The 10,794-nt window shown below is 68.0% G+C and carries 10 protein-coding genes; 6 read left to right on the forward strand and 4 right to left on the reverse strand.

What is annotated here, in order from left to right:
- The first annotated feature begins 11 nt into the window (after positions 1 to 11).
- The 4 genes from mrdA (at position 12) to ACFQ0E_RS06305 (ending at position 4,983) form a co-directional block, all read left to right on the forward strand.
- Positions 12 to 2,039, forward strand: a complete 2,028-nt coding sequence (gene mrdA / locus ACFQ0E_RS06290) for a penicillin-binding protein 2 (RefSeq protein WP_386822816.1) — start codon at positions 12 to 14, stop codon at positions 2,037 to 2,039.
- The gene (gene rodA / locus ACFQ0E_RS06295) at positions 2,036 to 3,133 is read left to right on the forward strand and encodes a rod shape-determining protein RodA (protein ID WP_386822817.1); all 1,098 of its coding nucleotides are present in this window, start codon (positions 2,036 to 2,038) and stop codon (positions 3,131 to 3,133) included. Before mrdA ends, rodA begins: the two co-directional genes overlap by 4 nt.
- Before the next feature lie 136 nt (positions 3,134 to 3,269).
- Positions 3,270 to 4,301: a hypothetical protein gene (locus ACFQ0E_RS06300; RefSeq protein WP_386822818.1), complete on the forward strand. Its 1,032-nt coding sequence runs from the start codon at positions 3,270 to 3,272 to the stop codon at positions 4,299 to 4,301.
- Positions 4,302 to 4,440: 139 nt separating this feature from the next.
- Complete coding sequence (locus ACFQ0E_RS06305; protein ID WP_386822819.1) at positions 4,441 to 4,983, forward strand: hypothetical protein; 543 nt, start codon at positions 4,441 to 4,443, stop codon at positions 4,981 to 4,983.
- 52 nt (positions 4,984 to 5,035) lie between these two features.
- Here ACFQ0E_RS06305 and ACFQ0E_RS06310 read toward each other — a convergent pair whose 3' ends face one another.
- Positions 5,036 to 5,836 (reverse strand): SDR family NAD(P)-dependent oxidoreductase, encoded by an 801-nt coding sequence (locus ACFQ0E_RS06310; RefSeq protein ID WP_386822820.1) that lies wholly within the window; start codon positions 5,834 to 5,836, stop codon positions 5,036 to 5,038.
- 59 nt (positions 5,837 to 5,895) lie between these two features.
- Between ACFQ0E_RS06310 and ACFQ0E_RS06315 the strand changes: the two genes are divergently transcribed.
- Complete coding sequence (locus ACFQ0E_RS06315; RefSeq protein WP_386822821.1) at positions 5,896 to 6,666, forward strand: glucose 1-dehydrogenase; 771 nt, start codon at positions 5,896 to 5,898, stop codon at positions 6,664 to 6,666.
- Positions 6,667 to 6,678: 12 nt separating this feature from the next.
- Here ACFQ0E_RS06315 and ACFQ0E_RS06320 read toward each other — a convergent pair whose 3' ends face one another.
- From ACFQ0E_RS06320 to ACFQ0E_RS06330, 3 genes are read right to left on the reverse strand one after another with little or no spacing between them, the layout of a single operon-like run.
- Positions 6,679 to 7,065: a VOC family protein gene (locus tag ACFQ0E_RS06320; protein WP_386822822.1), complete on the reverse strand. Its 387-nt coding sequence runs from the start codon at positions 7,063 to 7,065 to the stop codon at positions 6,679 to 6,681.
- Between the two features lie 35 nt (positions 7,066 to 7,100).
- Positions 7,101 to 8,591: a TIGR03915 family putative DNA repair protein gene (locus ACFQ0E_RS06325; protein ID WP_386822823.1), complete on the reverse strand. Its 1,491-nt coding sequence runs from the start codon at positions 8,589 to 8,591 to the stop codon at positions 7,101 to 7,103.
- A gap of 13 nt (positions 8,592 to 8,604) precedes the next feature.
- Positions 8,605 to 9,873: a putative DNA modification/repair radical SAM protein gene (locus tag ACFQ0E_RS06330; RefSeq protein ID WP_386822824.1), complete on the reverse strand. Its 1,269-nt coding sequence runs from the start codon at positions 9,871 to 9,873 to the stop codon at positions 8,605 to 8,607.
- 103 nt (positions 9,874 to 9,976) lie between these two features.
- Between ACFQ0E_RS06330 and ACFQ0E_RS06335 the strand changes: the two genes are divergently transcribed.
- Positions 9,977 to 10,786, forward strand: coding sequence for an MOSC domain-containing protein (locus ACFQ0E_RS06335; protein WP_386822825.1), 810 nt, complete (start codon positions 9,977 to 9,979; stop codon positions 10,784 to 10,786).
- The last annotated feature ends 8 nt before the right edge of the window (positions 10,787 to 10,794 follow it).

The raw sequence follows: 10,794 nt of genomic DNA on the forward strand, positions 1-10,794 counted from the left end.
CGCCTGATCGCATGCGCCGCCGCTACATCCGCGATTCCGCGCTGGAGGCCGAGCAGTTCCGCCGGCGCGCCGCGCTGGGCTTCCTGTGCGTCGGCCTGGCGCTGGCCGGGCTGGCGGGGTGGTACTTCAAGCTGCAGGTGCTGGACCACACCGACTACGCGAAGAAATCGCAGGAAAACCGCGTCAAGCAGCGCCCCGAGGTGCCGGCGCGCGGCCTGATCTACGACCGCAAGGGCCGCGTGCTGGCCGACAACGTGCCGGCCTACCGCCTCGACGTGGTGCCGGCCGAAGCCGGCGACATCGACGCACTGGTCGCCTCGCTGTCGAAGATCATCGCGCTCACGCCCGAGGACATCGCGCGCTTCCACGAGACGCGCCGCGCCACGCGCAGCTTCCTGCCGGTGACCCTGCGCCTGAAGATCACCGACGAGGAAGCCGCGCGCTTCGCCGTGGACCGCTGGCGCTACCCGGGCGTCGAACTGGTGCCGTATCTCACGCGGCGCTATCCCTATGGCGACCTCTTCGGCCACGTGATCGGCTACGTCGGCCGCATCGACAAGCGCGATCTCGAGAAGATGGGCGAGGGCACCGCAGCCTTCAGCCATACCGGCAAGGCCGGGCTCGAACGTTTCTACGACGACGTGCTGCGCGGCAGGATCGGCTTCGAGCAGATCGAGACGAATGTCGAAGGCCGCATCATCGGCAGCCTCGGCCGCATCCCGGCCACGCCCGGCGCGGACCTGCGCCTGAGCATCGACGCCGACCTGCAGCGCGCCGCCAGCATCGCCTTCGGCGATCTCACCGGCTCTGCGGTCGCGGTCGATCCGCGCACCGGCGAGGTGCTGGCGATGGTCAGCCTGCCGGCCTACGACCCGAACCTGTTCGTCAACGGCATCTCGCACACCGACTACCGCCGTTTCATGGACGACCCGGCGCGCCCGCTGTTCAATCGCAACGTGCTCGGCGGCGTCGCGCCCGGCTCCACGCTCAAGCCGCTGATCACCCTCGCCGGCATGGACAGCGGCCTGCGCACCGCCGACGACCGCGTGCTGTCGACCGGCGAGTTCCGCATCCCCGGGCAGAAGCGCGGTTATCGCGATTCGCACGGCGGCGGCCATGGCTGGACCGATGCGCGCAAGGCGATCGCCGATTCGGTGAACACCTACTACTACAAGCTGTCGCTGGACATGGGCATCCGCCGGTTCGACGAATACCTGGCGCTGTACGGCTTCGGCGCGCCCACCGGCATCGACATGTCGGGCGAATCCGGCGGCATCCTGCCGTCGCCCGAGTGGAAGGCGAAGAACGCGAAGAAACAGGGGTCGTGGTATCTCGGCGACACCGTCATCACCAGCATCGGCCAGGGCTTCTGGAAGGCCACGCCGCTGCAGCTCGCGCAGGGCACCGCCGCGCTGGCCGACGACGGCCGCCTGCGCCGCCCGCATCTGGTGAAGGACCGCCGCGACGATTTCGACAAGCCGTGGACGCCGCTGGAACAGCCGCCGCCGCGCCTGATCAGTCGCAGTCCGGCGCACCTGCAGGTGGTGCGCGAAGGCATGATCCGCACCGTGCACGGCCCCGGCGGCACCGCGCGCGCGATCAGCCACGGCATTCCCTACCTCATCGCCGGCAAGACCGGCACCGCGCAGGTGATCAGCCGTCGCGGCAGCGCCAGCCTCGATCCGAAGAAGCTGCCGATGCACCTGCGCCATCGCGCGCTGTTCGTCGGCTATGCGCCCGCCGACAACCCGACGATCGCGCTGGCGGTGGTGGTCGAAGGCGGCGGCTACGGCGGCAGTACCGCCGCGCCGATCGCACGCAAGATCTTCGACGCCTGGCTGCTCGGCAAGATGCCTGAAGAACCGGAAAAGCCCGCGACGCCGGTACCTGCAGCAGCGCAGGCCGCATCGCCGGCCGAAGCTGCGCCTGCCACGGCCGCAACGCCGTCGAGTCCTGCCGTGTCGCAGGCGCCGATCGCATCGCAGCGAAAGCCCGCCACACCCGCCGCGCAGTTGCCCCGGACACCGCCGACGCCATGAAGACCTTCGTCCGCTGGCTCTACGACCTGTTCCTGCGCTTCACGCGCACGCTCGACCTGCCGCTGCTCGGCGCGCTGATCGCGCTGATGGTGGTCGGCCTGATGGTGCTGTACAGCGCCGGCAACGAAAGCCCGCGCCTGGTGATCGCGCAGGGCGCGCGCTACTGCGTCGGTCTGGGGGCTTTGTGGCTGCTTTCGCGGGTGTCTCCGACGCAGCTGCGCAGCGTCACGCCGCTGGTGTTCGCCGCTTCGCTGCTGCCGCTGGTCGCGGTGCTGTTCATCGGCGACGGCAAGCACGGCAACCACTGGATCAACCTCGGCGTGTTCTATTTCCAGCCGGCGGAACTGCTCAAGCTCAGCCTGCCGATGATGGCCGCGTGGTACCTGCAGCAGCAGCGCCTGCCGCCGCGCTTCATGACCGTGGTGACCTGCGGCGTCATCATCGGCGTGCCGACCGGCCTGATCCTGCTGCAGCCGGACTTCGGCACCGCAATGCTGGTCGCCTCCAGCGGCGCGTTCGCCCTGTTCCTCGCCGGCCTGCCGTGGCGCTGGTTCGCCGTGGCCGGCGCCAGCGGCGCCGCCATCGCGCCCATCGCCTGGTTCTGGCTGCTGCGCCCATACCAGAAGGACCGCATCCTCACCTTCCTCGAACCCGAGCGCGATCCGCTGGGCACCGGCTGGAACATCATCCAGTCGAAGATCGCGATCGGCTCGGGCCACTGGACCGGGCAGGGCTGGGGCCAGGGCACGCAGTCGCATCTCGACTACCTGCCCGAGCACACCACCGACTTCATCTTCGCCGTGCTCTCCGAGGAATTCGGCTGGATCGGCGTTGCCGTGGTCCTCGCGCTGTACGTGTTCGTCGTCGGCCGCTGCCTCTGGATCGCCAGCGAAGCCCGCGACACCTACTCGCGCCTGCTCGCCGGCGCCCTCGGCCTCGCGTTTTCGGTCTACGTCATCGTCAACGCCAGCATGATCTCCGGCCTGCTGCCCGTGGTCGGCGTGCCCATGCCCCTGCTCAGCTACGGCGGCACCGCAGCGGTCTCGCTGCTCGCCGGCCTTGGGGTGGTGATGGCTATGAAGGAGCGGCGCTGAGGGCGGGTGCGGAATTGAACCGAATTGATGCCGGCCAGCGGCCGATCCGACGCCACGATGGTCTGTGCTGACATGCGGCCTCGTGCAATCAATATCCCAGGCGCCGGGAGGTCCGAGCGCATGGGAGAAGATCACGATGAACGGCATCTTCCGTCTGCTTGCCGCTTCCGCAGCGCTGTTTGTATCCGGGTGCGCACACAATCAGCTGCTGCGCATGGAAACGAAGGATTACGTCGCCACGGCCCAGCATGCAGAAGCGGGCGGGCGCGCGTTCTATGACGGCATCATCGCAAGCGACCGTGCGCTGTGGGTCGCATTGCATGAATTCGATCGTAATTGCACGCCACGATCCTTGCGCGTTAGCTATTTCGATTCTGATACCAACAATGATGGCCTTGTAGATAAAAACGATGAGGGAATTAGGTGCGTCACGGAGCCGACTCCTCATTCAAAAGTACCGAGCGAGGACATCGATCGTGCCACGTTCGCGAAGCAGTACGCTGCGCTGGACTTCGTCGCGAGTTACCTGGAGGCGCTGGCGGAAGCATCTGCGGATCCCGAACTCAAGGCAGCAGATGCGTTCAAGCAGGCGGCAGCCGATCTCAAAGTGCTGTTCGATCTGTTCAAGAAACAGGATCCGCTGGACAAGGATGAAACGGCGGCGATTCAGGGGCTCGTCGGGCTGATCGATGAGATGGCGAAGGATACGCGCAGCGCTGCCGAGATCCGCGCGCTGGTTCGCGAGCGTGGACCGCATGCCGATGCCGCGTTCGTGGCATTGAGCAAATGGTTGATGCGTGACAGCAGTCTGAAGAATGCAACCGAGGCTCTCAGCACGAATCTCAACATCATTCGTGCCGTTGACGGTCGTGCATCCGATGCCGTGAGAGGCCACATCATCGAAAGGCATTACGCCGGCATTGATGCGCAGTGGGCTGCGACGCGGCGCTACGAGAGCTGCATGGCCCGTACCAAAATGCCGCTGCAGCACTTCTGCGCGCACCCGGAAGCCGGGCTGATGTACCTCGCTGGCCAATCGCATCATGAACTCGTAGGTCTGGTCGAAGGCAACATGAACGCCAGGCAGAAAGCGCGTTTCATGAAACTGCAGCGCGCCTACTTCTTCCGGGTCGCTTCGCTGTTCATCGATCTGATCGGAGCGTTCTGATCCGGCGCATTCCGATTTGAAATGCGCGATGTCGGCGTGTTCTGGGCCGACGATTTCGATCCACATGCGACGCACGGTGCACTGGCGGGTGCCGTCGCGGAAATCGCCATCCGCCAGACCCCGACGATAGGTGATGACGATGGACGATTTCATCTCCGCACTGGAGGAGACGGCGATCGCGGTCGCAGCCGTTTCCGGCAAGGCCAAGAACTCCAAGCTTCAAATGCAACTGATCGCGGTTAGCTTGCACCTCCGGAACTATGCAATCGCATTGCGCAAAGGCAGCGTCACGTTTCCGGACGCGGCGTTGCCCATCTGCATGAAGGAGCTCGGCGACGCGGGGAAAGCAGCTGCATCCGCGAAGAACGAGTCCGATTATGCGATGGTTCTCGTCGAGGCGAACGAAGCCGCGATCGTGATCGGGCAGTATGTCGAGTCTGCCGGGCCGCAAGCCGGCGGGCTGGACTCCGCATTCGCCGCGACCAAGTCGCTGGCAGGGCTGACACCGCTGCCGCCGGACCAATGGCCGCCGAAATGGCCGCGCTGGCCGAGGCCGCCACGCAATTGGCCTTTCCCTTGGCCTCCGCGTCCGTTTCCGCCGTCGCCTTGGCCGTGGCCGCCGCAGCCGGTGCCGCCGCCGTGGTGGGAGAGCATCGACTGGGATCGCGACTTCTTCCGTTGATCGAAGTGGACGAACTGCGGGCTGGCACTGCCAGCCCCTTTTCGTGATGGAGTCAATGCATCGGGGATGCGGTCGTTCGCTTCGCCATCCGCGCCATCTGCCGGAAATACACCCCCGGCAACCACCGTTTCACCCGCCACAGCCACGGCGTGAGCCGGCTCGGCAGGACCAGGAAATCGCCGCGTTCGATCGCGGCGAAGCAGCGGTCGGCGATCTGGTCGGGCGTGTCGCGCGAGCGGTCCATCATCTTCTGCGCGAAGCGCTTCGCGTCGTCGGCGATGATCGCGGTCTCCATCAGGTTGGTGCGGAAGAACGCGGGGCAGAGCACGGTCACGCCCACGCCGCTGCCGTGCAGTTCGGCGCGCAGCTGTTCCGAGAGCGCGACCACGCCGGCCTTGGCCACGCCGTAGCTCATGATCCCGGGCGCGGCGGCGAGGCCGGCGAGGCTGGCGGTGTTGACGATCCGGCCGCGCTTCGCTGCGAGCATCATCGGCAGGAACAGCCGGCAGCCGCGCACTACGCCGAGCAGGTCGATGTCGAGGATGCGTCGCCATTCCTCCATCGTCGTCCCGATCATCGGCCCGCCGGAGGCGATGCCGGCGTTGTTGACCAGCACGTCGAGGCCGTTCCATTCGGCGACGATGCGGTCGTGCAGGGCCTGCATCGAGGCGTCGTCGCCGACATCGGCGACCAGGGCGAGATGACCGTCGCCATGCAGGGCGGCGCGCGCGGCTTCGGCGCGCTCGCCGAGCAGGTCCACGCAGGCGACCCGCGCGCCGGTGCGGGCATAGCGATGCGCCAGGGCAAGGCCGAGGCCGCTGCCGGCGCCGGTGATCAGGATGCGTCGCTGCATGCGGAAGCCGATGGGTTGCGATAGGCTCGGAGCATACCAGTCCGTTTGGAGCCCGCTGCATGTCCCGTCACGACCCGCTGTTCGACCTGTCCGGCAAGACCGCCCTCGTCAGCGGCGCCTCGCGCGGCATCGGCGAAGCTATCGCCCGCCTGCTCGCCGCGCACGGTGCGCACGTGGTCTGCACCTCGCGCCAACTGGAGGCTTGCGACGCGGTGGCGCGCTCGATCATCGAGGCCGGCGGCTCGGCCGAGGCGCATGCGCTGCACGTCGGCGAGCCCGAGGCGATCGAGGCCGTGTTCGCCGCGCTCGACGCCGCCGGTCGTGCGCCGGACATCCTGGTCAACAATGCGGCGACCAATCCCTACTACGGGGCGATGGCCGACCAGGACCTGGTCAGCTTCCAGAAGATCGTCGACGTGAACCTGCGCGGCTACTTCTGGTGCAGCGTGCAGGCGGCGAAGCGGATGCGGGCGAAGGGCGGCGGCAGCATCGTCAACATCGCCTCGGTGAATGCCAAGCGCCCGCCGTTCGGGCAGGGCGCGTATTCGATCACCAAGGCCGGCATCGTCAACATGACCGAAGGCTTCGCCAAGGAACTCGCGCCGCAGCGCATCCGCGTCAATGCGGTGCTGCCCGGCCTGACCGACACCAAGTTCGCCTCGCCGATCACCTCGAATCCGCAGGTGATGGCGGTGATGTCGCAGTTGATCCCGCTGGGTCGCAGCGCGCAGCCCGATGAAATCGCACCGGCCGTGCTGTTCCTGTGTTCGCCGGCGGCGAGCTACGTCACCGGGACGTGTCTGGCGGTGGATGGCGGCTATCTGGCCTGAACCCGCATCGGCTCAGGCGGCCGGTTCACGGAGCTGGAAGACATTGCCTTCCGGATCCATCGCGTTGCAGACGACGAACCCCGGACCGTGCCAGCGCTCGTCGAACAGCGCGCCACCCAGCGAAGCTGCAGTGGCGCCGGCTTCGGTGAGACTGGCCACGGTGGCGAAGAATTTGATCGCCGAGTTCTCGCGACGCACCGGTGGCGTTTCGATGTGGATGTCCGCCGCGATGTGCGCGGGGATGCGGTGCACCAGCAGCTGCAGGTCCGCTGAGGCGAGGATGGCCATCTCGTCCGTCGCATGCACCTGGCGCATGCCGAGCACGGCGGCGTAGAACGCGGCGACGCGTGGCAGGTCCTTGGCGTAGATGAAGACGCCGGCGCGGGTGGGGCTTGTCATGCGCGACTCCGTGGAAGGGATGCCGAAGTGTTCCCTCAGCGCGCGTCGGCCGCAACTGCAGCGGGGATCGGGCGCGTCGCCATCATCGCGATCGAGATCACGTAGGCCAGTACGACGGCGGCTGCGCAGGCGGACAGGCGGTGCTCGGGGGCCAGCCACCATGCAGCGGAGAGGGCGACTGTGCGGACAATGGCATGGATGTGGCCGACCGGGTGGCCTACGATCCACGAGTACACCATCCAGTGCAGGCCCAACCCCAGGCCGAGGCTCAGCGGCACGTATTCGGGCGCGTGCACCAGCAGCGGCACGTGCAGGGCCCAGAGCAGATTGACCATCACTACGCACAGGCCCATCAGCCGGCCCAGCGGATTGACGTTCGACAGCACCTGCTCGCCACGGATGCGCGCGACCAGCATCGCGATCGGGAAGATCGCGCCGGTGGCGATCACCAGCAGCAGCGCCGCGCTGCGGTCGGTGAGGTTCCAGCCGAAGGCGCCGGCGGCGGCCCAGACGATCAGGCCGGCGATCGGCAGGGAAAGTGAGCGGCGGCTGCGGGCTTCGAAGTCGGCGCGGAGGCTGGCGAGGCTGTCGGTCATGGCGGGGTCCGGCAAGGTCGGTGGGCGTGCGGAGATTGTTCCCGCCGCGTCCGGTCGCGTCACGTGACAACTGTCAGGTGTTTTCCGGGATGTCTTCATGCCCGGGCGCGTCCTCGCCCGGCGTTTCGGAATCCGTCGCCTCGGCGCCTGCGCCTCGCGTTCCTGCATCTCGCGCACGCGCTGGCCGGCGGTGCGGATCAGTTCCGGCAGCAGCTGCGCCTCGGGCAGGTGCTTCCAGTATTTCTGCGGCATCTCCTGCCGCATCATCCGCGGATTGAGGCGCGCGGGATTGAAGATGTGCGCGTAGTAGGTGCGCCACAGGTCTTCGCGCGCATCGTCGGCGGGCGCATCGCTGCGCTGCCCGCCGGGACCGAACGCGAGCGCCGTGCCGTCCCAGGCGACGCTGCGGTCCGGCGTGAGGATCGCCCAGCGCATGCCGGCGAAGCGGCGCGCGAAGAACGGTGCCACGCGGTCGACGATCTGGTGCGCGGGTTCGAACCAGGCGATGAAGGCGTCGGTTTCGCCCGGCACTTCGCGGAAGCGCACGAAGGCCTTCATCTTGTGCGTGTCGCGACCGACCGCCTTGGCCAGCTCCGAGGCGCGACGTACGTCGGCATCGGTGACGCGCGAGAGCAGGTGCTTCTCGCCCTGCGCGATGCGCCAGGCGATGCGGTAGAGCAGCGCGTGTCGCTGCGGGTCGCGATGACACAGCACCGCCGCAGCGAGTTCGAACAGCGCGCTGGGCACCTGCGGCGCGGGGAAGGTCGCGGGGGCAGCGACAAGATCCGGCGCGGCCAGCAGGGTGGCCTGCGCATCGCCGTCCCAGTCGATGTCTTCCGGCGCGATGCCCGCGCACAGCCCGGCGCGGGCGAGCCTGCGCCAGGCATCGAGATCCCAGCCGGGCTCGACTTCGGCGCGAAAGCGGCTCATGTCGCGCTGCCCCTCACGCGAACAGATCCTGCTGGCGTGGCTTCGGCGCGAGCTGCGCGCGCAGCGTCGCCGGATCGTCGAGGCGCTTGCGCGGATGATGGTCCGGCAGCTGGATGAAGGGCAGCATCTTCTGCAGCGGTGCGCGCAGCCGCGCCATGTCCTCCATGCGCAGGCGGCCGTGGCGGCGCGCAATGAGGATGCGGTCGACGTTACGTGTGCCCAGACCCGGCACGCGCAGCAGCATTTCGCGCGGCGCGGTGTTGAGGTTCACCGGGAATTTCTCGGGATGGCGCAGTGCCCAGGCCAGCTTGGGGTCGATGTCGAGGTCGAGCATGCCGCTGCCGCCGGCCTTGGCATCGGGGGCGATCTCTTCGACGCCGAATTCGTAGAAGCGCAGCAGCCAGTCGGCCTGGTAGAGCCGGTGCTCGCGCAGCAGGGGCGGCGGCTTCACCGGCAGGGACGACGACGCGTCCGGAATCGGACTGAAGCCGGAGTAGTACACGCGACGCATGCGGAAATCGCCGTACAGGCCGCTGGAGGTGAGCAGGATGCTGCGGTCGTCGGCATCGTCGGCGCCGACGATCATCTGCGTGCTCTGCCCGGCGGGCGCGTAGCGCGGTGGGCGACGTCGCTTCGGCGTGGCGTTGCTGGTCGTCGCCGGCTTGCGTGCTTCCAGTGTTTCCTCGATCTTCGCCGAGACCGTGCCCATCGCCGCGCGGATGCCGGGCAACTGCTTCTCCGGTGCCAGCTTCTTCAGCCCGTCTTCGGTCGGCAGCTCGATGTTGATGCTCAGGCGGTCGGCGTAGCGACCGGCCAGTGCGAGCAGCTCGGGCGAGGCTTCGGGAATCGTCTTGAGGTGGATGTAACCGGCGAAGCGGTGGTCCTCGCGCAGGCTGCGCGCGACCTCGACCAGCTGTTCCATCGTGTAGTCGCCGTTGCGGATGATGCCGCTGGAGAGGAACAGGCCCTCGATGTAGTTGCGCTTGTAGAAGTCGAGGGTCAGCCGCACCACTTCGTCCACCGCGAAGCGTGCGCGTGGCACGTTGCTGCTCACCCGGTTCACGCAGTAGGCGCAGTCGTAGATGCAGAAATTGGTGAGCAGGATCTTCAGCAGCGACACGCAGCGGCCGTCGGGCGTGTACGAATGGCAAATGCCCATGCCCTCGGTGCTGCCGATGCCGCCGGACTTCAGCGAATTGCGCCCGCCCGCACCGCTGGACGCGCAGGAGGCGTCGTACTTCGCGGCGTCGGCCAGGATCGCGAGTTTGCGGGTGATCTGCATGGGGAGATTGTCGCCGTATCCGTCTCGTTCCGTGAGACGGATACGCGCCGGGCGGCGGAACGGATGCGGCACAATGGCGCACCGCCCCCGACGAGCCGCGCGCATGCACCTGTCCGCCCTGTCCCTGCATCCGCTGAAGTCCTGCGCGCCACTCGCGGTCGAATCGCTGGAGGTCGAGTCGCGCGGGCCGCGCCACGATCGGCGCTGGCTGGTGGTGGATGCCGAAGGGCGTTTCGTCACCGCGCGGGCGGTGAGCGAGCTGGTCCTGGTTCGCGCCGAGCCGCTGGGCGAGGGCCTGCGCCTGTCCGCACCGGGCATGGTGCCGCTCGACGTCGCCGTGCCGCCGCCGGACGCGCCGCGCGCGATGGTGACGGTGTGGAAGGACACGATCGACGCGCCGCGCGCCGATCCCGCCGCCGATGCCTGGCTCAGCGCGTTCCTGCAGCGCGAGGTGCGCCTGGTGCGCATGGACGAAGCCGCGCGTCGCACCGTCGATCCCGCCTACAGCCACGACGGCGACGAGGTCAGCTTCGCCGACGGCTATCCGCTGCTGGTGATCTCGCAGGCCGCGCTCGACGGCCTGAACGCCCGCCTGTCCGCCGCCGGCCGCGCGCCGCTGACGATGGCGCACTTCCGCCCGAACCTGGTCGTCGATGGTGTCGACGCGCACGCCGAGGACGGCTGGCGCCGCGTGCGCATCGGCGGCATCGACTTCGACGCGGTCAAGCCCTGCACCCGCTGCGTGTTCACCACCGTCGACCCGGCCCTGGGCAGGCGGCGTGAGGATGGCGAGCCGCTGGAGATCCTCAAGCAGTACCGGCGCACCCCGGCGGGCATCACCTTCGGCATGAACCTGATCGCACGCGGCACCGGCACGCTGCGGGTGGGCGACGCGGTCGAACCGCTGGGCTGACGCGCTGC

The organism is Lysobacter brunescens (assembly GCF_042677005.1).
GTDB lineage: Bacteria > Pseudomonadota > Gammaproteobacteria > Xanthomonadales > Xanthomonadaceae > Lysobacter_I > Lysobacter_I brunescens.

Excerpts from the sequence above, each read along its gene's own strand:
- mrdA (WP_386822816.1), top strand. The coding sequence starts at position 12 with ATGCGCCGCCGCTACATCCGCGATTCCGCGCTGGAGGCCGAGCAGTTC.
- rodA (WP_386822817.1), top strand. The coding sequence starts at position 2,036 with ATGAAGACCTTCGTCCGCTGGCTCTACGACCTGTTCCTGCGCTTCACG.
- ACFQ0E_RS06300 (WP_386822818.1), top strand. The coding sequence starts at position 3,270 with ATGAACGGCATCTTCCGTCTGCTTGCCGCTTCCGCAGCGCTGTTTGTA.
- ACFQ0E_RS06305 (WP_386822819.1), top strand. The coding sequence starts at position 4,441 with ATGGACGATTTCATCTCCGCACTGGAGGAGACGGCGATCGCGGTCGCA.
- ACFQ0E_RS06310 (WP_386822820.1), bottom strand. The coding sequence starts at position 5,836 with ATGCAGCGACGCATCCTGATCACCGGCGCCGGCAGCGGCCTCGGCCTT.
- ACFQ0E_RS06315 (WP_386822821.1), top strand. The coding sequence starts at position 5,896 with ATGTCCCGTCACGACCCGCTGTTCGACCTGTCCGGCAAGACCGCCCTC.
- ACFQ0E_RS06320 (WP_386822822.1), bottom strand. The coding sequence starts at position 7,065 with ATGACAAGCCCCACCCGCGCCGGCGTCTTCATCTACGCCAAGGACCTG.
- ACFQ0E_RS06325 (WP_386822823.1), bottom strand. The coding sequence starts at position 8,591 with ATGAGCCGCTTTCGCGCCGAAGTCGAGCCCGGCTGGGATCTCGATGCC.
- ACFQ0E_RS06330 (WP_386822824.1), bottom strand. The coding sequence starts at position 9,873 with ATGCAGATCACCCGCAAACTCGCGATCCTGGCCGACGCCGCGAAGTAC.
- ACFQ0E_RS06335 (WP_386822825.1), top strand. The coding sequence starts at position 9,977 with ATGCACCTGTCCGCCCTGTCCCTGCATCCGCTGAAGTCCTGCGCGCCA.